Here is a 20,854-nt window from a genome sequence, read left to right on the forward strand (position 1 = left end):
GCGCCGCTCGCGGCCATGTCGGCTGCGGCAGTGGGTTCCCTCACCCCACTCTACGAAAAAGGACATGCCATGACCCTGCTTCCTGCATCGGTCAGTCGCGCCGTGTTGGCTGCGCTGATCGCGTTTCACATCCTCATCATCATCGCCAGCAACTACCTCGTGCAGTTGCCGATGACTATCTTTGGCTGGCACACCACCTGGGGCGCCTTCAGCTTCCCGTTCATCTTCCTGGCTACCGACCTCACCGTGCGCCTGATCGGCAAGCATGCCGCGCGCGTGGTCATTGCACGGGTGATGGTGCCGGCGTTGGTGGCCTCTTACGTGGTCTCGGTGTTGTTCCATGAAGGCGCCTTCGGCGGCCTGGCGGCGCTCGGCGAGTTCAACCTATTCGTGTTCCGTATCGCCCTGGCCAGCTTCCTCGCCTACGTGCTCGGGCAACTGCTCGACATCCAGGTGTTCGATCGCCTGCGCCAGCTCAAGCACTGGTGGATCGCCCCGGCCGCTTCCAGCGTATTCGGTCAGGCCATGGACACCCTGGCGTTCTTCTCCATCGCCTTCTGGCAGAGCAGTGACCCGTTCATGGCCGCCAACTGGGTGGAGATCGCCGTGGTCGACTACGTGATCAAGCTGGCGGTCAGCCTGGCGCTGTTCGTACCGCTGTACGGCATGCTGCTCAGCGCCATCGTGCGGCGCTTGCCGCAGCGCACCGTATCGGCCTGAGAACATCCGTAGCCCGGATGCAATCCGGGAATGTTCTGTGCCCTGTCCCGGATTTCATCCGGGCTATGGCACACGAGAATTCTCCTATTGCCCCGCCACCTTCAGAAAAAACTGAGGTGACGCGGGGGCCGCTTGGAAAAAACGCCAAGCCGCCCTTCCCTAGCATGTCTCCCATGCCCATCGGCCCGGAGACATCGCCATGCTCCTCGACCATCCCCTGCTGTTCAAATCGCTGTGCTATGTCGACGGTCACTGGCTGCATAGCGACGACGGCGCCAGCATCGCCGTGCAGAACCCTGCCGACCAGAGTGTGATTGGCCACGTGCCGATGCTCGGTGAGAAGCAGATCATCGCCGCGGTGGACGCCGCTCAGCGTGCCTTCGCCAGCTGGCGCGAGCAGAGCCTGGAAACCCGTGCGGCGCTGTTGCGCCGTTGGGCCGAGCTGATCCTGCAGCATCAGGAAGACCTGGCGCGCATCCTCAGCCAGGAACAGGGCAAGCCGCTGGCCGAAGCCCGTGGCGAGATTCGCTACGCCGCCAGCTTCATCCCCTGGTTCGCCGAAGAGGCGCGCAGACTGTACGGCCAGACCATTCCCAGCCATATCCCCGGTGCCCAACTCGGTACGCTGAAGGAGCCGGTTGGCGTTTGCGCCCTGCTCACGCCCTGGAACTTCCCTTCGGCGATGATCACCCGCAAGGCCGCCGCCGCCCTGGCTGCCGGCTGCACCGTGGTGGTCAAGCCAGCGCACGAGACGCCCTACAGCGCCTTCGCCCTGGCCCAGCTGGCCGAGGAAGCCGGCCTGCCGGCTGGCGTGTTCAACGTGGTGTTGGGCGAGCCGCAGATGGCCATGGAAACCCTGGTGAAGGATACCCGCGTGCGCTCGGTGAGCTTCACTGGCTCGACCCGCGTCGGCAAGCTGGTACTGCAAGCGGCTGCCGAGGATGTGAAGAAGGTGGCGCTGGAGTTGGGCGGCAACGCGCCGCTGATCGTCTGCGCCGATGCTGATCTCGATCACGCCGTGCAGGTGGCGCTGGATGCCAAGTTCCAGACCTCCGGCCAGGACTGCTGCGCTGCCAATCGCATTCTGGTGGAGCGCCCCGTCTACGAAGAATTCCTACAGCGTTTCGCCGAGGCCGTACGTGGCCTGCGTGTTGGCCCCGGTCATGACGAGCGCAACCAGATCGGCCCGCTGATGCACCAGGCTGCGCTGGACGCGACTGCTGCACGGGTCGCCGATGCCCTCGAACAAGGTGCGCGCCTGCTGGTTGGCGGCGAGCCGCATGCCCTTGGCGGTTGGTTCTGGCAGCCGACGCTGCTGGCCGATGTCACTGACAGCATGCGCATCTACCGCGAGGAGAACTTCGCGCCCATCGCCGGCGTACGCGCCTTCGACACCCTGGACGAAGCCGTGGCCATGGCCAACGACACCGAATACGGCCTGGCCGCCTACATTTGTTCCAATCGCGTGGATGTCGTCCACCCGCTGATCCGCCGCCTCGATCACGCCATGGTCGCGGTCAATGGCACCAAATTCACCGGCCACCCGATCCCCTTCGGTGGCATGAAAGCCTCCGGCCTTGGCCGTGAGGGCGGCACGGAAGGCTTCGAGCCCTTCGTCGAAACCAAGTACTTCTGCATTCATCACCAGGGCCAGCGTTACTGAGCCCCTTCGGAGGATTACCCATGAGCTATTACGACGAGCTGTTCGCCCAGGATCGTGCCCACTTCATGCACCCGTCCACCCATGCCCATGATCATGCCAGCGGCGCGCTCAAGGGGCGCATCATCACCGGCGCCTCGGGCATTCGCATCCAGGATCATGAAGGCCGAGAGCTGATCGACGCCTTCGCCGGCTTGTACTGCGTGAACATCGGCTACGGCCGCACCGAGGTGGCCGAGGCCATCTACAAGCAGGCCAAGGAGCTGGCCTACTACCACACCTACGTCGGCCACTCGACCGAGGCCATCATCGAACTGTCGGCGCGCATCATCGACTGGGCGCCACAGGGCATGAAGAAGGTCTACTACGGCATGTCCGGCTCGGACGCCAACGAGACCCAGATCAAGCTGGTGCGCTACTACAACAACGTGCTCGGCCGCCCGGCGAAGAAGAAGATCATCTCCCGCCAGCGCGGCTATCACGGCTCGGGGATCATGACCGGCAGCCTCACCGGCCTGGCCGGCTTTCACCAGCATTTCGATCTGCCCCACGCAGACATCAAACACGCCGCCTGCCCGCACTTCTACAAGGCGCCGGCTGGCATGGACGAAGCGGCTTACGTGCGCCACTGCGCCGAGGATCTGGAGCGTCTGATCCTGGCCGAAGGGCCGGATACCGTGGCCGCCTTTATCGGTGAGCCGGTGATGGGCACCGGCGGCATCATCGTGCCGCCGAACGGTTACTGGGAGGCGATCCAGGCCGTGCTGGCCAAGTACGACATCCTGCTGATCGCCGACGAGGTGGTGTGCGCCTTCGGCCGTCTGGGTACGCCGATGGGCAGCCAGATGTTCGGCATGCAGCCGGATCTGATCACCACGGCCAAGGGCCTGACCAGCGCTTACGCGCCGCTTTCGGCAGTGATCGTCGGTGAGAAGGTGTGGAACGTGATCGACGAGGCTTCCAGCCGCGACGGCGCTATGGGCCATGGCTGGACCTACTCTGGTCACCCGATCTGCGCCGCCGCTGCGCTGGCCAACCTGAATATCCTGGAGAAGGAAAACATCGCCGCCAACGCCGCTGATGTTGGCGCCTACCTCAACCAGCAGCTGCGTCAGACCTTCGAAGGCCATCCACTGGTGGGCGAAGTGCGTGGTGTCGGCATGCTCGCCGCGCTTGAGTTCATGGCCGACAAGGAGGCGCGTACGCCCTTCGATGCTGCACTCAAGGTTGGCCCGCGCGTCTCCGCCGCCTGCCTGGAACGCGGCATGATCGCCCGCGCCATGCCGCACGGCGACATCCTCGGTTTCGCCCCGCCGCTGGTGCTGACCAAGGCCGAGGCGGACGAGGTGGTGGGGATCGCCAAGGCAGCAGTGGATGCGGTGGCCAGCGAAGTGCTTTAAGGCCAGCTGAATGGCGTAGGGTGTGCTGTGCGCACCGCGGCTGGCTCGGTGCTTCGGCCAGCCATTCGCAGAGTTGCAGAAGAAAGTGTGAAAGGGACATCAGCCGCGACAGCTTGAGTCCCTGAGAACAGGAGGTGATGGTTTTGTTTCGGTGCGCACGGCGCACCCTACGGTTCGCAACGGTGCTGTAGGGTGCGCACCGAGTCGATCAGCGTGGCTTGTCCAGCTTGCGTAGAAACACCGTCATTTCCTTCTCGGCCTGCTTGTCGCCCTTGGCCTGTGCCGCGGCGATGCCCTGCTGCCAGGCCTGGCGAGCACCGTCGTGGTCGCCTGCGGCCTGCAGCGCCTTGCCCAGCAGCTTCCAGGCGGCGGAATAGCTCGGGTCGAACTCCACGCAGCGTTGCAGGTGCTCGGCCGCCTGCGTGGCATTGCCGCCATCCAGATGCGCCTTGCCCAGGCCGAAGCGCAGCAGGGCGTTGTCCATGCCCTTGGCCAGCATCTTTTCCAGTGCATCGGTACTCATCTTGGCTCCTGCATCGTCATGTGGGCATCCCCGGATTTCATCCGGGCTACGCGCTGGTAGCCGGATGCAATGAGGGACTCAGAAGAAGGTCAGACCGGCCTGGAACAGACGCTCGACATCGCGAATGTATTTCTTGTCGACCAGGAACAGGATCACGTGGTCGCCGGACTCGATTACGGTGCTGTCATGGGCGATCAACACCTCCTCGTCGCGGATGATGGCGCCGATGGTGGTGCTCGGTGGCAGGGCGATGTCCTTGATCATGCGGCCGATCACCTTGCTCGACTTGGCGTCGCCGTGGGCAATCACCTCCAGCGCTTCGGCCGCGCCGCGGCGCAGGCTGTGCACGCTCTCGATATCGCCGCGGCGCACGTGGGTCAGCAGGGTGCCGATGGTGGCCAGCTGCGGGCTGATGGCGATGTCGATCTCGCCGCCCTGCACCAGGTCGACGTAGGCCGGGTTGTTGATGATGGTCATCACCTTGCGCGCGCCCATGCGCTTGGCCAGCAGCGAGGACATGATGTTGGCTTCGTCGTCGTTGGTCAGGGCCAGGAAGATGTCGGCATCGTTGATGTTCTCTTCCATCAGCAGGTCGCGGTCGGAGGCACTGCCCTGCAGGACGATGGTGCTTTCCAGGTTTTCCGAGAGGTAGCGGCAGCGTGCCGGGTTCATCTCGATGATCTTTACCTGGTAGCGACTCTCGATGGCCTCGGCCAGGCGTTCGCCAATATGCCCGCCGCCGGCGATGACCACTTTCTTGTAGTCATCCTCGAGGCGGCGCATCTCGCTCATGACTGCGCGGATGTGCGCCTTGGCGGCGATGAAGAACACTTCGTCATCGGCTTCGATGACGGTATCGCCCTGCGGCAGGATCGGCCGGTTGCGGCGGAAGATGGCGGCGACGCGGGTGTCGATGTTGGGCATGTGCGCGCGAATCTGGCGCAGCTGCTGACCCACCAGCGGGCCGCCGTAGTAGGCCTTGACCGCGACCAGTTGCGCCTTGCCCTCGGCGAAGTCGATCACCTGCAGGGCGCCAGGGTATTCGATCAGGCGCTTGATGTAGTTGGTCACCACCTGCTCTGGGCTGATCAGCACGTCGACCGGGATCGCTTCATTGTCGAACAGCGCTTCGCGGGTCAGGTAGGCTGCTTCGCGCACACGGGCGATGCGCGTCGGCGTATGGAACAGGGTGTAGGCCACCTGGCAGGCGATCATGTTGACTTCGTCGCTGTTGGTCACCGCCACCAGCATATCGGCATCGTCGGCACCGGCCTGACGCAGCACGGTGGGGAACGAGCCCTTGCCCTGCACGGTGCGGATGTCGAGGCGGTCGCCGAGGTCGCGCAGGCGATCACCGTCGGTGTCGACCACGGTGATGTCGTTGGCTTCGCTGGCCAGGTGTTCTGCCAGGGTTCCACCTACCTGGCCTGCACCGAGAATGATGATCTTCACTGGTTGCTCCGTTAGCTGCGTTCTGGCGCAGCGGATTTAAGCAGCTTGGCATAGTAGAAGCCGTCGTGGCCGTCCAGCTGTGGCAGCAGTTGGCGACCGTGTGCCGATTGCAGGCCGAACTCGCCGGCGATGGCGACTTCCTGCGCGTCAGGGGTGCGAGCGAGGAACGCGGCGATGGTCTCGCTGTTTTCCGTCGGCAGCACCGAGCAGGTGGCGTAGAGTAGGATGCCGCCGGGGGTCAGGGTCGGCCACAGGGCATCGAGCAGCTCGCCCTGCAACTGGGCCAGGGCGGGAATGTCCTCGGGTTGGCGGGTCAGCTTGATGTCCGGATGACGGCGGATCACGCCGGTGGCCGAACAGGGCGCGTCGAGCAGGATGCGCTGGAACGGCTGGCCGTCCCACCAGGCGCCGGTATCGCGGCCATCGGCGGCGATCAGCGTGGCCTCCAGGCGCAGGCGGTCGAGGTTCTCGCGCACACGTGCCAGGCGCTTGGCCTCCAGATCGACGGCGATCACTTCGCTCAGGCCCGGCTCGACCTCCACCAAATGGCAGGTCTTGCCGCCCGGAGCGGCGCAGGCGTCCAGCACGCGTTGGCCCGGCGCCAGTTCGAGCAGGTCGGCGGCCAGTTGCGCGGCCTCGTCCTGCACACTGACGCGGCCTTCCTTGAAGCCGGGTAGCGTGGTCACGTCACAGGGCTGCAGCAGGCGTACGCCGTCACGGCTGAAGGCGCAGGGTTCGGCATCGATACCGGCGTCGCGCAGTTCGGTGAGGTACGCGTCACGGCTGCCGTGACGGCGATTGACCCGCAGGATCAGCGGCGGATGCGCGTTGTTGGCAGCGCAGATGGCTTGCCAGTGCTCGGGCCAGAAGGTCTTGAGCTGTTTTTGCAGCCAGCGCGGGTGCGCGGTGTGCAGCACCGGATCGCGATCGAGTTCGGCGAAAATCGCTTCATGCTCGCGCTGAGCGCGGCGCAGCACGGCGTTGAGCAGGCCCTTGGCCCAGGGCTTCTTCAGCGCACCGGCGCAGCCGACCGTTTCGCCTATGGCGGCATGCTCCGGGATGCGGCTGTGCAGCAACTGGTAGAGGCCGATCAGCAGCAGCGCTTCCACGTCCTTGTCGGCGGTCTTGAACGGCTTTTCCAGCAGTTTCTCGGCCAGCAGTTGCAGGCGCGGCTGCCAGCGCGCGGCGCCGAAGGCCAGATCCTGCGCCAGGGCGCGATCGTGGTGTTCGACCTTGTCCAACTGCGGTGGCAGGCTGCTGCCCAGCGAGGCCTTGCCGGAGAGTACGGCGGTCAGGGCGCGTGCGGCGGCCAGGCGGGGATTCATTGACCCAGTACCAGGCCGGGCGCGAACTGCTCGCGGCGGCTGTTGTACAGGTCACTGAAGGCCAGCGGCTTGCCGCCGGGCAACTGCAGGCGAGTCAGGCGCAGTGCACCCTCGCCGCAGGCCACGGTCAGGCCGTTCTTGTCGGCGGCGAGAATACTGCCAGGGGCGCCCTCACCCTCGCCAATCTCGGCCGCATGCACCTTGAGTGCATCACTGCCCAGCGTGGTGTGGCAGATCGGCCAGGGGTGGAAGGCGCGCACCAGGCGCTCCAGTTCCACGGCCGGCCGGCTGAAGTCGAGGCGCGCCTCGTCCTTGTTCAGCTTGTGTGCGTAGTTGGCCAGGGCATCGTCCTGCACTTCGCCCTTCAGCGTGCCGGCGGCCAGGCCGTCGATGGCCTGTAGTACCGCCTGCGGGCCGAGCTGGGCGAGGCGGTCGTGCAGGCTGCCGCCGGTGTCGCTGGCGCTGATCGGGGTGCTGACCTTGAGCAGCATCGGCCCGGTGTCGAGGCCGGCCTCCATCTGCATCACGGTGACACCGCTCTCGGCGTCACCGGCTTGTACCGCGCGTTGGATCGGCGCGGCGCCACGCCAACGAGGCAGCAAGGAGGCATGACTGTTGATGCAGCCCAGGCGCGGGGTGTCGAGCACCACCTGCGGCAGGATCAGGCCGTAGGCAACCACCACCATCAGATCCGGCTTGAGGGCTGCCAGCTCGGCCTGTGCCTCTTCATTGCGCAGGCTGGCCGGCTGGTAAACCGGGATACCGTGCTCGACGGCGAGTTGCTTGACCGGGCTGGGCATCAGCTTCTGGCCACGGCCGGCCGGGCGATCCGGCTGGGTGTAGACGGCGATGATCTGGTGCGGGCTGGCCAGCAGGGCCTTGAGGTGCTCGGCGGCGAATTCCGGGGTGCCGGCAAAGACGATACGCATGGGGTAGTCACCAAAGAAAAAGGCTTGCCTGGCAGGTCACATGGAAACTACTGCGCTCGGTTATGCTGCGTTGAAAACAGGCTCGGACTGCTCATTTACAGCTCGTAAACTCCGCGCCCTCGCCTGTTTTCGCCTTGCCTAACCTTCGCTCGTGACATTTCCATGCGACCTGCTACGCAAGCCTTTGGATGAACGAGGATCAGGCGCGCTGGCGATGCTGTTTTTCCAGCTTCTTCTTGATGCGATCGCGCTTGAGACTGGACAGGTAGTCGACGAACAGCTTGCCGTTGAGGTGGTCGCATTCGTGCTGGATGCACACGGCGAGCAGGCCTTCGGCGATCAGCTCATAGGGCTGGCCATCGCGATCCAGTGCCTTGATCCTGACCTTCTGCGGGCGGTCGACATTCTCGTAGAAGCCGGGAACCGACAGGCAGCCTTCCTGGTACTGATCCATCTCGTCGGTCAACGACTCGAACTCGGGGTTGATGAACACCCGCGGCTCGGACTTGTCCTCGGACAGATCCATGACCACTACGCGCTTGTGCACGTTGACCTGTGTCGCGGCCAGGCCGATACCGGGTGCGTCATACATGGTCTCGAACATGTCGTCGACCAGTTGACGGATGGAGTCGTCCACGACGTCCACCGGTTTGGCGATGGTACGCAGGCGTGGATCAGGAAATTCGAGGATATTCAGGATCGCCATATGCGTTTGTGATGCACTTGTGGAATAAAGTCAAAATCCGCTGCTAAGATGATGAACAGCATTGAAAAACGGCTTCACGCCGCGGATTCAGCGGGTTTGAACGCGGCGCTAGGGCGCTTCACGTGAAGGCACATAATAAAGGGATTCACCGCATGAGGAAATCACTACTCGCCCTGCTGCTCGTTGCAGCCGGCGGATTGGCCCAGACCGGAATGGCCCTGGCCGAAGTGCAGCTCAAGGACGGTCATCCGGACCGTTACACCGTGGTCAAGGGCGATACGCTCTGGGACATCTCCGGAAAATTCCTGCGCCAACCGTGGAAGTGGCCGGAAATCTGGCATGCCAACCCGCAGGTTTCCAATCCGCACCTGATCTATCCCGGTGACACCCTCAATCTTGTCTACATCGATGGTCAGCCGCGCCTGATGCTCAACCGTGGCGAGTCACGCGGCACCATCAAGCTGTCACCCCAGGTGCGCAGCACACCGATGGCTGAGGCGATCCCGACCATTCCTCTGGAGGCTATCAACAGTTTCCTGCTGAGCAACCGCATCGTCGACACTCCGGAAGAGTTCAGTGGTAAGCCTTACGTGGTCGCCGGTAACGCTGAGCGCGTGGTCAGCGGTGCAGGGGATCGTGTTTACGCTCGCGGTCAATTCGAGGAAGATCATCCGATCTACGGCATCTTCCGTCAGGGCAAGACCTACACGGATCCGGATACCAAGGAATTCCTCGGTATCAATGCTGATGACATCGGTACCGGTGAAATCGTCGCAGAAGAAGGTGATATCGGTACGCTGGTGTTGAGCCGTTCGACCCAGGAAGTGCGCCTGGGTGACCGCTTGTTCCCCACCGAGGAGCGCGCGATCAACTCCTCCTTCATGCCCAGTGAGCCGACCCGTGAGATCAATGGTCTGATTCTCGATGTGCCGCGTGGTGTGACTCAGATCGGTCAGTTCGACGTGGTCACCCTGAACAAGGGCGCGCGCGATGGTCTGGAAATTGGCAACGTGCTGGCGGTGTACAAAACGGGCGAGACCGTACGTGATCGCGTCACGGGTGAAAGCGTAAAAATTCCGGATGAGCGTTCTGGTCTGCTGATGGTGTTCCGCACTTACGACAAGCTCAGCTATGGCCTGGTACTTGGCGCTACACGCCAACTGGCGGTGATGGACAAGGTTCGCAATCCGTAACACCCGATGAGCCCCGCAATCGCGGGGCTCATGCTTTCTGGTCGCCAGGATGGCGACACCATCGATCAGGGACGAATCATCATGCCTATTCCTGCCTCGCTGTCTCCCGCCGAACTCGAAGCCCGTCTACGCCTGCATTTGCTGCCGGAGCTGGGGCCGCGGCGTTTTCGCAAACTGCTCAGCGCTTTCGACAGCGCCTCGGCCGCGTTGAGTGCGCCGGCCAGTGCCTGGCGGGCTCTCGGGTTGCCAGCTGCGTGCGCCGAGCCCAGGCGCAGTGCGGAAATTCGCGAACGAGCGGCAGCTGCACTGCTGTGGCTGGAAGCACCTGATCAACACCTGCTGATGTGGGATGACCCGCACTACCCGGCGCTGCTCGCCGAACTGGCGGATGCACCGCCGCTGTTGTTTGTGGCGGGTGATCCGGGTGTGCTGGAGTTGCCGCAGTTGGCGATGGTCGGCAGTCGGCGTGCCTCGCAGCCTGGCCTGGATAATGCTCGCGCCTTTGCCCGCAGCCTGGCAGCCGGTGGTTTTGCGATCACCAGTGGCCTGGCCTTGGGAATCGACGGCGCCGCGCACCAAGGCGCCCTGGACGGGGGCGGCAGGACAGTGGCGGTTCTCGGTACGGGGTTGCAATACTTGTACCCCCGGCGACATACCCGGCTGGCGGCGCAGATCGTCGAACGGGGCAGTGCTCTGGTTTCCGAGTTGCCGCTGGATTGTCCGCCTCAGGCGAGCAACTTTCCCCGGCGTAATCGAATCATCAGCGGTCTCTCGGTCGGCGTGCTGGTGGTCGAGGCCAGCCCTTCCAGCGGGTCTCTGATCACCGCACGACTGGCCGCCGAGCAAGGGCGCGAGGTGTATGCCATTCCCGGTTCGATCCACCACCCGGGAGCACGCGGTTGCCATCAACTGATTCGCGATGGCGCCACGCTAGTGGAGAGCATCGACCATATTCTCGAAGCGCTACAAGGCTGGCAGGCTCCGCGCATCAGCCTTGCTCCGGTTCGAGCCACCAGGGTCGAGCATCCGCTTCTGGCGCTGCTACATGCCGCACCGCACAGCACCGAAGCCCTGGTGCAGAGTAGTGGCTGGGCGCTGGCAGATGTGCTGGCGGCACTGACCGAACTGGAGCTGGATGGTTTGGTATGCAACGAGGCTGGGCGCTGGCTGGCGCGAAACCCCTAGCCGGAGAAAGCCCGGCCGTTCATACCGGTCATCGCGCATCGCGTCCGGGCTACAGTCGCATGGCCGACTTGGATAGACTGCCGCCCATTCGTTCAGCGGGAGACAGTCGATGGCCAGCAATTGGCAGATACAGCAAACGGCGCGGGTGGTGCGTGAGGGGGGCGTGATCGCTTATCCGACCGAGGCAGTCTGGGGGCTGGGTTGTGACCCGTGGAACGAAGCCGCGGTGGATCGTCTGCTGGCGCTCAAGGAACGACCGATGCACAAGGGACTGATTCTGGTCGCCGACAACATCGAGCAGTTCGACTTTCTTCTCGATGACCTGCCAGAGGTCTGGCAGGAGCGTCTCGCCGGTAGTTGGCCTGGGCCGAATACCTGGCTGGTGCCGCATCAGAATCGTTTGCCCGAGTGGGTGACCGGTCAGCACGAGACCGTTGCCCTGCGTGTCAGTGATCATCCGCTGGTACGTGCACTGTGCCGCTACACCGGGCCGTTGATCTCCACCTCGGCCAACCCGGCCGGCCGCCCTTCGGCACGTTCACGTCTGCGCGTGGAGCAGTACTTTCCGGGTGAGCTGGACAAAGTACTGGTCGGTGCCCTGGGGGGGCGCAAGAATCCCAGCCTGATCCGCGACCTACGCACGGGCGATGTGATCCGTCCTTCCTGACTGAATTACGCTCGCGTCGAAAAAGCTCGCGGCTCAAGCCCCTCCTACAGTCCGTACGCCTGTGGGAGGGGCTTTAGCTGCGAAGGTCTGACCGATTTCTAGGGCAGCCTCGTAGCCCGTATGCAATCCGGGAATAGCCCCCGTGCTTGCGCTGCGCGCACCGTCAAGACTGCGCTCGTGGCAGGGGCGGTGCGCATGGCGCACCCTACAGTTACGGCAAGAGGATGGTCGAGCCGGTGGTCTTGCGTGCGCTCATCGCATCCTGGGCGGCGGCAGCATCCTTCAGCGCATAGCGGTTGCTGATCTCCACCTGCAGCTTGCCGCTGGCAATCATCGCGAACAGCTCGTCAGCCATGGCCTGCAGGTTTTGCGGCGTGTTGGCGTAACTGGCCAGGGTCGGCCGGGTGACGTACAGCGAGCCCTTCTGCGCAAGGATGCCCAGGTTGACCCCGGTGACCGCGCCAGAGGCATTGCCGAAGCTGACCAGCAGGCCGCGCGGCGCCACGCAGTCCAGCGAGGTTTCCCAGGTGTCCTTGCCGACGCCGTCATAGACCACCGGGCACTTGGCACCGTCAGTCAGCTCCAGCACGCGCTGGACGACGTTCTCATGGCTGTAGTCGATGGTCGCCCAGGCACCCAGCTCCTTGGCAAGGGCAGCCTTTTTCGCCGAGCTGACGGTACCGATCAATTTCACGCCCAGTGCCTTGGCCCACTGGCAGGCGAATGAGCCAACGCCACCGGCCGCCGCATGGAAAAGAATGGTTTCACCGCCCTTGAGCTCATAGGTCTGGCGCAGCAGGTACTGCACGGTCAGGCCCTTGAGGATGACAGCGGCAGCTTCCTCGAAACTGATGCTGTCCGGCAGGTGTACCAGGTTGTCTGCCGGCAACACATGCAGCTCACCGTAGGAGCCAAGCGGGCCGGTGGCGTATGCCACACGGTCACCGACAGCGAAACGGGTGACTTCGCTGCCGACCGCCTCGACCACGCCGGCGGCTTCGGTGCCCAGGCTCGACGGCAGGGCTGGAGGCACGTAGAGGCCATTGCGGTAATAGGTATCGATGAAGTTCAGGCCGATGGCCTTGTTGGCGACCCGTACCTCGCGTGGGCCCGGCGCTGCCGGTTGGTAGTCACGGTACTCCAGCACTTCGCTGCCGCCGTGCTGGCTGAACTGAATACGCTTGGCCATCTCGGATTCCTTATTTGGTCGGAGCCGCTGCATGCGGCGAAAGGCTCTATCAGACCGTTGAAAAACCACCTCGGCTTTGGCTTCCTGCGTCGCTCTACCTCCTGCATCCATGCAGTCGTGCGTTGGCAATACTGCGTTAAAAACAACCTCAAAATGCACATTTACAGCATGTAAACACCACCTTCTCGGCTGTTTTGCCTTGTCTTGCCTGCCTCGTCTACGTTTTCAACGGCCTGCTATCCAATCGTCCTGATTGACCGACGTCAACTGCGGATGTGCCTGGGTGAATGCTATGCTGCCCGCCGATTTCGACCCGCTCTCTGTTCAAGGTGCCGCCGTGACTGACCGTACCGAGGCCGTGAAGGCCTATCTGCTCGACCTGCAAGATCGCATCTGCTCCGCCCTGCAAGCCGAAGACGGCCAGGCCGTCTTCGCCGAGGACGCCTGGCAGCGTCCGGCCGGTGGTGGCGGTCGCACGCGGGTGATCGAGAACGGCGCGCTGATCGAGAAAGGCGGGGTGAATTTCTCCCACGTGTTCGGCGACAGCCTGCCGCCCTCGGCCAGCGCCCATCGTCCGGAACTGGCTGGTCGTGGCTTCCAGGCCCTGGGTGTGTCGCTGGTGATTCACCCGGAGAACCCCTACGTGCCTACCTCGCACGCCAACGTGCGCTTCTTCAGCGCGGAGAAGGAAGGCGAGGAACCTGTGTGGTGGTTCGGCGGCGGTTTCGACCTGACGCCTTACTACGCCAACGAAGAAGATTGCGTGTACTGGCACCAGGTCGCCCGCGATGCGTGCGCGCCCTTCGGCGCCGAGGTCTATCCGAAGTTCAAGGCCTGGTGCGACCGCTACTTCCACCTCAAGCATCGCGGCGAGCCGCGCGGTATTGGCGGACTGTTCTTCGATGACCTCAACGAGTGGGGTTTCGACACCTGCTTCGCCTTCATTCGTGCCATCGGCGATGCCTACATTCAGGCCTATCTGCCCATCGTCCAGCGCCGTAAGCTGACGCCGTTCGGCGAGCGTGAGCGCGAGTTCCAGGCCTTCCGTCGCGGCCGCTACGTCGAGTTCAACCTGGTGTTCGACCGTGGCACCCTGTTCGGCCTGCAGTCGGGCGGGCGCACCGAGTCGATCCTCATGTCGCTGCCGCCGCACGTGCGTTGGGGTTACGACTGGAAGCCGGAGCCGGGTAGCGAGGAAGCGCGTCTGACCGAGTATTTCCTGACCGATCGCGACTGGCTCGTGCAGGCATAATCTGGGTAGGGTGCGCCGTGCGCACCAAACACCATCCGGTGCGCATGGCGCACCCTACGAGTTCTGTAGCCCGGATGAAATCCGGGAGTCCCTTCGCCCGTTCCCGGATCGTATCCGGCTACCACCGCCAGGAATTCTATGGATCGCTACTGCGTCTTCGGCAACCCCATCGGTCATAGCAAATCGCCGCAGATTCATCGTCTGTTCGCCGAGCAGACCGGCCAGGTGCTTGACTATCAGGCACGTCTGGCGCCGCTGGACGATTTCACCGCCAATGCTCGGGCTTTCTTCGCTGAAGGTCTGGGCGGCAACGTCACCGTACCGTTCAAGGAAGAGGCTTTTCGCCTTTGCGACGAACTCACCGAGCGCGCGCGCCGCGCCGGCGCGGTGAACACCCTGAAGAAGCTCGAAGGCGGTCGCCTGCTGGGTGACAACACCGACGGCGCCGGGCTGACTCGTGATCTGCAGGACAACGCCGGCTTCGCCCTGGCCGGCAAACGCATTCTTATCCTCGGTGCGGGTGGCGCGGTGCGCGGTGTGCTCGAGCCCTTTCTGACGCAGCGCCCGGCGGTGCTGGTAATCGCCAACCGCACGGTGGCCAAGGCCGAGCAGCTGGTACGCGAATTCGCCGATCTTGGCCCACTGGTCGCTGCCGGTTTCGACTGGATCGACGCCCCGGTGGATCTGATCGTCAACGGCACCTCGGCCAGTCTCGGCGGTGAGTTGCCACCGATTGCCCCGAGTCTGATCCAGCCTGGCCACACCGTCTGTTACGACATGATGTACAGCCGCGAAGCGACTGCCTTCAATCGCTGGGCCGCCGAACACGGCGCGGCACGTTGCCTCGATGGCCTCGGCATGCTGGTCGAGCAGGCTGCTGAAGCCTTCGCGCTGTGGCGCGGCGTGCGTCCGGACACCGCACCGGTACTGGCCGAGCTGCGCCGTCAACTAGCGGGCTGAACGTGATGAACGACGAGGGGCTGCTGCGGATCAAGGGCTACCACGCTCACGTCTATTTCGACGCGGCCACCCTCGAGCAGGCCCGCATATTGTGCGAAGAGGCTGCACGGTGCTTCCCGCTGAAGATGGGGCGCATGCACCAACGTCCGGTTGGCCCGCACCCGGACTGGAGTTGCCAACTGGCCTTTCGTCCCGAGCTGTTCGGCGACCTGGTGCCCTGGTTGATGCAGCGGCGCAACGGCCTCAACGTGCTGGTGCACCCGATCACCGACGATGAGCTGCGTGATCACCGTGACTGGCCGCTGTGGCTCGGCCAGGTACGCCCTCTGGATCTGAGTACGCTCACCCCGTAATTGGTGGAGTGTCATCGGTGCGCATGGCGCACCCTACGGTAAGGCTCATACGTGGTGTGTAGGGTGCGCCGCGCGCACCGCTCACTCCTCGAAGTGCAACGGGCAGCCTTCTCGGCCTTCCAGCTTGAGGATTTCCTCCACCACCTGCGGGCGTGCCTGGCGCAGCACCAGCTGGCGTTGCAGCACCTGCAGGCGGCGCGCCTCCTGATGCAGCATCTCTACCCCGGCGTAGTCGATGAAGTTGATATGTCGGGCGTCGATCACCAGGCGCGGTGCATGGCTGTTCTGCAGCAGTTGCTGGATGTACTGGCAGGCGCCGAAGAAGATCGAGCCTTCGATGCGCAGCACCTCGTCATCGCCGTCCTGCCAGAGGCGCACGCGTGGCTGCGAGGTGCGCTTGAGGTAGAAGAACAGCGAGGCCAGCACGCCGGCGTAGATCGCCGTCTGCAACTCCAGCACCAGGGTGGCGGCGAAGGTCAGCAGCATTACCACGAACTCGGCGTGGCTGACCCGGCGCAACGCGCGAATCGCCGCTAGATCCACGAGGCCCCAGCAGATCAGGAGAATACCGGCCGCCATCACCGGCAGCGGAATGTGTGCCAGCAGCGACGCGCCGAACAGGGCGAATAGCGCCACCAGCAGCGCGGAGAAAATCCCGGCCAGTGGCGTGCGCGCCCCGGCCTGCAGGTTCAGCGCCGAACGGGTGAAGGAGCCGGCCGATAGCGAGCCGGAAAACCAAGGCCCGAGCATGTTCGACAGGCCCTGAGCGCGCACTTCCTGGTTGGCATCGAGGAACTGGTGCGATTTCACCGCCAGGGCGCGAGCGATGGACAGGCTGGTGACCAGCCCGAGCATGCCGCAGGCCACCGCCGCGGGCAGCAGTTGCAGCACAGCGTTGAGATTGAAATCGAGCGTGGTGAAGGGTGGCAGGCTGCCGGCAAAAGACGCGACCAGGGCGATCTCACCGCTGTAGCGTGCCGGCAGCAACGCCACCAGCAGGCTGCCGAGCAGCAAGCCGAGGAGCAACGCCGGTGCCCGTGGCCAGAGTCGGCGTATTGCCAGGCTCGCCAGCAACGTGATGCCTGCCACGGCCAGACTTGGCCAATGCACGTCGGGCAGGTGCTGACCGATCTGCAGCAGGCTGGCCAGTGCCGTCGCCTGGCTTGGCAGCTCGACGCCGAGCAGGTTGGGCACCTGGCCGATGGCGATCACCAGCGCGGCGCCGAGGGTGAAACCGAGCACCACCGACTGCGAGACGAAATTCACCAGTGCGCCGAAGCGCAGCAGGCCGAGCAGCCACTGGAACAGTCCGGCAAGAAAGGTCAGCAGCAGGATCAGGGCGATGAAGTGCTCGCTGCCCGCCTTGGCCATGGGGCTGACGCTGGTGAACAGGACGATCGATATGGCAGCCGTCGGCCCGCAGATCAGGTGCCAGGACGAGCCCCACAGGCAGGCAATGAGCACCGGCACGATGGCGGCGTAGAGGCCGTACTCGGCCGGCAGACCAGCGATCAGCGCATAGGCCAGCGATTGCGGCAATGCCAGGATGGCGCCGGTCAGGCCCGCCAGCGCGTCGTTGCCGAGAGTGCGGCGGTCGATGCCTGGCAGCCAGCGTAGAAACGGCAGCAGCGCCTGTTTGTCAGGTAGCGGCATGGCGAAACTCGCACGGGCAACCAACGGCTGCCCGTGATCGGGAGGGCGTTACAGGCGGGTCTTCACGGCAGCCAGGCCGTCGCCGCCGTCGCGGGTGGTGACGCCGTCCAGCCAGCCATCAAGCACCTGCGGGTTGGCGCTGATCCAGGCCTTGATCGCGGCATCGTTGCTGGCCTCCTTGCTCAGCACCTGATCCATGATGGCGTTCTCCATGTCCTGGGTGAACTTGAGGTTGGTGAGCAGTTTGCCGACGTTCGGGCACTGCGCGGCATAGCCCTTGCGCGCCAGGGTGTTGACCTGGCCGCTTTCGCCGAAGTACTTCTCTCCGCCCTTGAGGTACTGCATGTCGTACTGCACGTTCATCGGGTGCGGCGTCCAGCCGAGGAACACCACGTACTGGTCGCGTCGCACCGCGCGGCCGACCTGCACCAGCATCGCCTGCTCGCTGGACTCCACCAGTTGCCAGTCGCCCAGGCCGAACTCATCGCCGGCGATCATCTGCTTGATCGACTCGTTGGCCGGCGAGCCGGAGGCGATGCCGTAGATCTTCTTGCCGAACTTGTCGGCGTGCTTGTCGAGGTCGGCGAAGGTCTTCACCCCGGCTTCATAGGCATAGGTCGGTACGGCCAGGGTGTACTCGGTGCCTTCGAGGTTCTGCGCCAGTTTGTCGACCTCGCCGCTGGCGACGAACTTGTCGTAGTTGCTCTGTTGCGCCGGCATCCAGTTGCCGAGGAAGACGTCGATCTGCCCCTTCTGCAGCCCGGCGAAAATGATCGGCACCGCCAGGGTCTGGCTCTGCGTTTGATAGCCGAGGCCGTCGAGCAGGAAGCGGGCAATGCCGTTGGTCACGGCAATGTCGCTCCAGCCCGGGTCACCCAGTTTGACCGTGCCGCAGGCGGCGTCTTCGGCCCAGACATTGCCGGCGCTGGTGAGCGCTGCGGCGAGTAGTAGCACGCTGAATCGGTTCATGGCGTCTCTCCTTTTTTCTTCTGGTTTGGGGGCGGCAGTCGGCAAAGGTTCATGCTTGAGGGAAACGGGCGCGGCGCTCCAGATCGTCGAGGTCGATGTGGTTGCGCATGTATTGCTGGCTGGCATCGACCCAGGGCTGGTGATCCCAGCTGGTCAGCTTGCCCTGGCTCAACGCCTCGGCCACCAGACGGCGGCGGCGCTGGCTGGCGAGGGTGGCGGCGTGGATGGCCGGGATGTCCCAGCGCTCGCGCGCCTCGGCGACGAAACCGGCGAGGATGCCGCGATGCTCGCTGGACTCGGCCAGGTTCTGACGTTCGAGCGGGTCGCTGTCCAGGTCGAACAGCAGCAGGGGATCCTGCTCGGAATAGACGAACTTCCACGGGCCACGGCGAATCATCATCAGTGGGCTGACGGTGCCCTCGGCCATGTATTCGCCGAGCACTTCATCGTGGCCGCCCTTGCCTTGCAGATGCGGCAGCAGCGAGTGGCCCTCCAACTCAAGACCGTCGTCGACCTTGCCGCCAGCCAGTTCTACCAGGGTCGGCAGGAGATCGAGGGTCGAAACCGACTGGCTCACCCGGTGCGCGGCGAAGCGTTTCGGCGCATGCACCAGCAGCGGCACGCGGGCGGACATCTCGAACCAGTGCATCTTGTACCAGAGGCCGCGCTCGCCAAGCATGTCGCCGTGGTCGCCGGAGAAGACGATCAGGGTGTCGTCGGCCAGGCCGCACTCTTCCAGGGTCTTCAGCAGCTTGCCGATGTTGTCGTCGATATAGCTGCAGGCGCCGAAGTAGGCGCGGCGGGCGTCGCGGATCTTGTCCTCGGGCAACGGCTTGTCCCACAGGTCGATGACCTTGAGCAGACGCTGCGAGTGCGGATCCTGTTCGGCTTGGTCGATGTGCTGGCGCGGCATGGGAATGTCCACGCCCTCGTAGCGATCCCAGTACTCGCGCGGGATGGTGTAGGGGTCGTGCGGGTGGGTCATCGATACGGTCAGGCAGAAAGGCTGATCCGGACTCATGCGCACGTGGTCGTAGAGGTACTGGCGGGCCTTGAACACCACCTCCTCGTCGAAGTCGAGCTGGTTGCTGCGCACGCACGGGCCGGCCTGCAGCACCGAGGACATGTTGTGGTACCAGCTGGCGCGCACGTCCGGTTCGTCCCAGTTCACCGCCCAGCCGTAGTCGGCCGGGTAGATGTCGCTGGTCAGGCGTTCCTCGTAGCCGTGCAACTGATCCGGCCCGCAGAAGTGCATCTTGCCCGATAGTGCGGTGCGGTAGCCAAGGCGACGCAGGTAATGGGCGTAGGTCGGTACGTCGGCGGGGAAATCGGCGGCATTGTCGTAGGCGCCGATCTTCGACGGCAGCCGGCCGCTGACCAAGGTGAAGCGCGACGGCGCACAGAGCGGGCTGTTGCAGTAGGCGGAGTCGAACACCACGGCCTGCTCGGCCAGCTTCATCAGGTTGGGCAACTGGATCGGCGAGGCAGCATCGTGCAGCGGCAGGATCGGCGCGGCCATCTGATCGACCATGATGAAGAGGATGTTCGGACGCTTCATGGTGGCGGGTATTCCATACTGTTGGTTTATGCGACAGTGCTGGCACCATGATTCCGGTAGAACGGCGGCAGGGTAAACCCGGCTGGAGAACATGCCTCGGATAAGCAGAGCTTATGTTTAAAGCTATCGATGGGTTGTCGCTCGACGCGCTGCGGGTATTCGAGTCGGCTGCGCGCCAGCTCAGCTTCACTGCGGCGGCGAACGAGCTGGGTAGCAGCCAGCCGGCCATCAGCCAGCAGATCAAGCGCCTCGAGCAACAGCTGGCTACGCGTCTGTTCGATCGGGTCTATCGCGGCATCGTGCTGACCGAGGCTGGCGAGCTGTTACTCGTTCATGTGCAGGAAGGCCTGGCCAATCTCGATGCCGGACTGGCGGCGGTTACCGCGCGTCAGCAGCATGAAGTGCTGCAAGTGGCTACCGACTTTGCGTTCGCCGCCTACTGGCTGATGCCGCGCCTGCAGCGCTTCAATCGCCTGTATCCGGAAGTCGACGTCAGTTTGATCACCAGCGAGCGCGACCCGGCCACGGTGCCCAGCGATATCGACGTGGCGATCCGTTTTGGCGATGGCCGCTTCAAGCATGGCGAAGCGCACCTGCTGTTTCGCGAAGAGGTATTTCCGGTGTGCAGCCCGCGTCTGCTCGGCGAACGTCAGCCACCGCTGCCGGTCGCGGTACTGGCCGAGCTGCCGTTGCTGCACCTGCGCCCCGAGCATCGTTCGCGCTGGTTCGACTGGGACGGCCTGTTTCGTGCGCTGGGTATCGCCAGCCTGCCGACGCCAGGAGCGCTGCGCTTCGACAACTACACCCTGCTGATCCAGGCGGCAATTGCCGGGCAAGGCGTGGCCATCGGCTGGCGGCATCTGGTGGATGAACTGCTGGCCCAGGGGCTGCTCTGTCGTCTGGGTGATGCCGAGGCGCATTCGGCGCTCGGCTATTACCTGGTGCTGCCCGAGCGCAAGCGCCGCCAGCGCCTGACCGAGCGTTTCGTCGACTGGCTGCAGGCCGAGCTGGATTCGCCAGCAACAACCGTTTGACCGGGCCATACTGCAATAGCCAAGCGTGAGTCTCTATACTGGTCGCCGCCGCTCTAGCAGGCTGTTGAAAAACTGCCTGCGTTGCCATTGCTGCGTTAAAAACAGGCTGGAGCGCCAGCCCGGTCA

The 20,854-nt window shown here is 64.1% G+C and carries 19 protein-coding genes; 10 read left to right on the plus strand and 9 right to left on the minus strand.

What is annotated here, in order from left to right; genetic code table 11:
* Positions 1-69 precede the first annotated feature (69 nt).
* The 3 genes from HS968_RS00190 to HS968_RS00200 all read left to right on the plus strand — a co-directional run bounded on the left by HS968_RS00190 (position 70) and on the right by HS968_RS00200 (position 3,780).
* A complete protein-coding gene (locus HS968_RS00190) occupies positions 70-720 on the plus strand; it encodes a 7-cyano-7-deazaguanine/7-aminomethyl-7-deazaguanine transporter (RefSeq protein WP_179623273.1) in 651 nt (216 codons plus the stop codon).
* A 199-nt stretch (positions 721-919) separates the two neighbouring features.
* A complete protein-coding gene (locus tag HS968_RS00195) occupies positions 920-2,383 on the plus strand; it encodes an NAD-dependent succinate-semialdehyde dehydrogenase (RefSeq protein ID WP_182369563.1) in 1,464 nt (487 codons plus the stop codon).
* A 20-nt stretch (positions 2,384-2,403) separates the two neighbouring features.
* Positions 2,404-3,780, plus strand: coding sequence for an aspartate aminotransferase family protein (locus HS968_RS00200; RefSeq protein WP_182369564.1), 1,377 nt, complete (start codon positions 2,404-2,406; stop codon positions 3,778-3,780).
* Positions 3,781-3,988: 208 nt separating this feature from the next.
* On the opposite strand, the gene HS968_RS00205 is transcribed toward HS968_RS00200, so the two are convergent.
* The 5 genes from HS968_RS00205 to def form a co-directional block, all read right to left on the minus strand.
* Positions 3,989-4,303 (minus strand): tetratricopeptide repeat protein, encoded by a 315-nt coding sequence (locus HS968_RS00205; RefSeq protein ID WP_119692563.1) that lies wholly within the window; start codon positions 4,301-4,303, stop codon positions 3,989-3,991.
* A 78-nt stretch (positions 4,304-4,381) separates the two neighbouring features.
* Positions 4,382-5,755, minus strand: a complete 1,374-nt coding sequence (gene trkA / locus HS968_RS00210; RefSeq protein ID WP_119692562.1) for a Trk system potassium transporter TrkA — start codon at positions 5,753-5,755, stop codon at positions 4,382-4,384.
* A gap of 11 nt (positions 5,756-5,766) precedes the next feature.
* A complete protein-coding gene (gene rsmB / locus HS968_RS00215; RefSeq protein ID WP_182369565.1) occupies positions 5,767-7,080 on the minus strand; it encodes a 16S rRNA (cytosine(967)-C(5))-methyltransferase RsmB in 1,314 nt (437 codons plus the stop codon).
* The gene (fmt, locus tag HS968_RS00220) at positions 7,077-8,009 is read right to left on the minus strand and encodes a methionyl-tRNA formyltransferase (RefSeq protein WP_182369566.1); all 933 of its coding nucleotides are present in this window, start codon (positions 8,007-8,009) and stop codon (positions 7,077-7,079) included. Before fmt ends, rsmB begins: the two co-directional genes overlap by 4 nt.
* 199 nt (positions 8,010-8,208) lie before the next feature.
* Positions 8,209-8,715, minus strand: a complete 507-nt coding sequence (gene def, locus HS968_RS00225) for a peptide deformylase (RefSeq protein WP_106737911.1) — start codon at positions 8,713-8,715, stop codon at positions 8,209-8,211.
* A 152-nt stretch (positions 8,716-8,867) separates the two neighbouring features.
* Here def and HS968_RS00230 point away from each other — a divergent pair, with 152 nt between their 5' ends.
* The 3 genes from HS968_RS00230 to HS968_RS00240 all read left to right on the plus strand — a co-directional run bounded on the left by HS968_RS00230 (position 8,868) and on the right by HS968_RS00240 (position 11,760).
* Positions 8,868-9,908, plus strand: a complete 1,041-nt coding sequence (locus tag HS968_RS00230) for a LysM peptidoglycan-binding domain-containing protein (protein WP_182369568.1) — start codon at positions 8,868-8,870, stop codon at positions 9,906-9,908.
* A gap of 81 nt (positions 9,909-9,989) precedes the next feature.
* Positions 9,990-11,093 (plus strand): DNA-processing protein DprA, encoded by a 1,104-nt coding sequence (dprA, locus tag HS968_RS00235; protein ID WP_182369569.1) that lies wholly within the window; start codon positions 9,990-9,992, stop codon positions 11,091-11,093.
* A 109-nt stretch (positions 11,094-11,202) separates the two neighbouring features.
* Positions 11,203-11,760, plus strand: coding sequence for an L-threonylcarbamoyladenylate synthase (locus HS968_RS00240; RefSeq protein WP_182369571.1), 558 nt, complete (start codon positions 11,203-11,205; stop codon positions 11,758-11,760).
* 211 nt (positions 11,761-11,971) lie between these two features.
* On the opposite strand, the gene HS968_RS00245 is transcribed toward HS968_RS00240, so the two are convergent.
* The gene (locus HS968_RS00245; RefSeq protein WP_182369573.1) at positions 11,972-12,949 is read right to left on the minus strand and encodes an NADPH:quinone reductase; all 978 of its coding nucleotides are present in this window, start codon (positions 12,947-12,949) and stop codon (positions 11,972-11,974) included.
* Between the two features lie 337 nt (positions 12,950-13,286).
* Here HS968_RS00245 and hemF point away from each other — a divergent pair, with 337 nt between their 5' ends.
* From hemF to HS968_RS00260, 3 genes are all read left to right on the plus strand, one after another.
* Positions 13,287-14,201: an oxygen-dependent coproporphyrinogen oxidase gene (gene hemF, locus HS968_RS00250; protein WP_182369575.1), complete on the plus strand. Its 915-nt coding sequence runs from the start codon at positions 13,287-13,289 to the stop codon at positions 14,199-14,201.
* Between the two features lie 138 nt (positions 14,202-14,339).
* Positions 14,340-15,161, plus strand: a complete 822-nt coding sequence (aroE, locus tag HS968_RS00255; RefSeq protein WP_182369577.1) for a shikimate dehydrogenase — start codon at positions 14,340-14,342, stop codon at positions 15,159-15,161.
* A 5-nt stretch (positions 15,162-15,166) separates the two neighbouring features.
* Positions 15,167-15,514 carry a DOPA 4,5-dioxygenase family protein gene (locus HS968_RS00260; protein WP_182369579.1) on the plus strand — a complete coding sequence of 116 codons (348 nt, stop codon included), beginning with the start codon at positions 15,167-15,169 and terminating at the stop codon, positions 15,512-15,514.
* Between the two features lie 81 nt (positions 15,515-15,595).
* Here the strand turns inward: HS968_RS00260 and HS968_RS00265 are convergent, their stop codons facing one another.
* Genes HS968_RS00265 through betC form a run of 3 tightly spaced genes read right to left on the minus strand, consistent with a single transcriptional unit; the run spans position 15,596 to position 19,694 of the window.
* A complete protein-coding gene (locus HS968_RS00265; RefSeq protein WP_182369581.1) occupies positions 15,596-17,167 on the minus strand; it encodes a SulP family inorganic anion transporter in 1,572 nt (523 codons plus the stop codon).
* 48 nt (positions 17,168-17,215) lie between these two features.
* Positions 17,216-18,136: a choline ABC transporter substrate-binding protein gene (choX, locus tag HS968_RS00270; protein WP_119692553.1), complete on the minus strand. Its 921-nt coding sequence runs from the start codon at positions 18,134-18,136 to the stop codon at positions 17,216-17,218.
* A gap of 49 nt (positions 18,137-18,185) precedes the next feature.
* Positions 18,186-19,694, minus strand: coding sequence for a choline-sulfatase (betC, locus tag HS968_RS00275; protein WP_182369583.1), 1,509 nt, complete (start codon positions 19,692-19,694; stop codon positions 18,186-18,188).
* Between the two features lie 113 nt (positions 19,695-19,807).
* Here betC and HS968_RS00280 point away from each other — a divergent pair, with 113 nt between their 5' ends.
* A complete protein-coding gene (locus HS968_RS00280; RefSeq protein WP_182369585.1) occupies positions 19,808-20,728 on the plus strand; it encodes a choline sulfate utilization transcriptional regulator in 921 nt (306 codons plus the stop codon).
* Positions 20,729-20,854 lie beyond the last annotated feature (126 nt).

The organism is Pseudomonas berkeleyensis (assembly GCF_014109765.1).
Classification (GTDB): Bacteria; Pseudomonadota; Gammaproteobacteria; order Pseudomonadales; family Pseudomonadaceae; genus Aquipseudomonas; species Aquipseudomonas berkeleyensis.

Excerpts from the sequence above, each read along its gene's own strand:
- HS968_RS00230 (WP_182369568.1), top strand. The coding sequence starts at position 8,868 with ATGAGGAAATCACTACTCGCCCTGCTGCTCGTTGCAGCCGGCGGATTG.
- HS968_RS00260 (WP_182369579.1), top strand. The coding sequence starts at position 15,167 with ATGAACGACGAGGGGCTGCTGCGGATCAAGGGCTACCACGCTCACGTC.
- HS968_RS00195 (WP_182369563.1), top strand. The coding sequence starts at position 920 with ATGCTCCTCGACCATCCCCTGCTGTTCAAATCGCTGTGCTATGTCGAC.
- choX (WP_119692553.1), bottom strand. The coding sequence starts at position 18,136 with ATGAACCGATTCAGCGTGCTACTACTCGCCGCAGCGCTCACCAGCGCC.
- HS968_RS00265 (WP_182369581.1), bottom strand. The coding sequence starts at position 17,167 with ATGCCGCTACCTGACAAACAGGCGCTGCTGCCGTTTCTACGCTGGCTG.
- HS968_RS00205 (WP_119692563.1), bottom strand. The coding sequence starts at position 4,303 with ATGAGTACCGATGCACTGGAAAAGATGCTGGCCAAGGGCATGGACAAC.
- HS968_RS00240 (WP_182369571.1), top strand. The coding sequence starts at position 11,203 with ATGGCCAGCAATTGGCAGATACAGCAAACGGCGCGGGTGGTGCGTGAG.
- fmt (WP_182369566.1), bottom strand. The coding sequence starts at position 8,009 with ATGCGTATCGTCTTTGCCGGCACCCCGGAATTCGCCGCCGAGCACCTC.
- dprA (WP_182369569.1), top strand. The coding sequence starts at position 9,990 with ATGCCTATTCCTGCCTCGCTGTCTCCCGCCGAACTCGAAGCCCGTCTA.
- HS968_RS00200 (WP_182369564.1), top strand. The coding sequence starts at position 2,404 with ATGAGCTATTACGACGAGCTGTTCGCCCAGGATCGTGCCCACTTCATG.
- rsmB (WP_182369565.1), bottom strand. The coding sequence starts at position 7,080 with ATGAATCCCCGCCTGGCCGCCGCACGCGCCCTGACCGCCGTACTCTCC.
- HS968_RS00280 (WP_182369585.1), top strand. The coding sequence starts at position 19,808 with ATGTTTAAAGCTATCGATGGGTTGTCGCTCGACGCGCTGCGGGTATTC.
- HS968_RS00190 (WP_179623273.1), top strand. The coding sequence starts at position 70 with ATGACCCTGCTTCCTGCATCGGTCAGTCGCGCCGTGTTGGCTGCGCTG.
- def (WP_106737911.1), bottom strand. The coding sequence starts at position 8,715 with ATGGCGATCCTGAATATCCTCGAATTTCCTGATCCACGCCTGCGTACC.
- HS968_RS00245 (WP_182369573.1), bottom strand. The coding sequence starts at position 12,949 with ATGGCCAAGCGTATTCAGTTCAGCCAGCACGGCGGCAGCGAAGTGCTG.
- betC (WP_182369583.1), bottom strand. The coding sequence starts at position 19,694 with ATGAAGCGTCCGAACATCCTCTTCATCATGGTCGATCAGATGGCCGCG.
- aroE (WP_182369577.1), top strand. The coding sequence starts at position 14,340 with ATGGATCGCTACTGCGTCTTCGGCAACCCCATCGGTCATAGCAAATCG.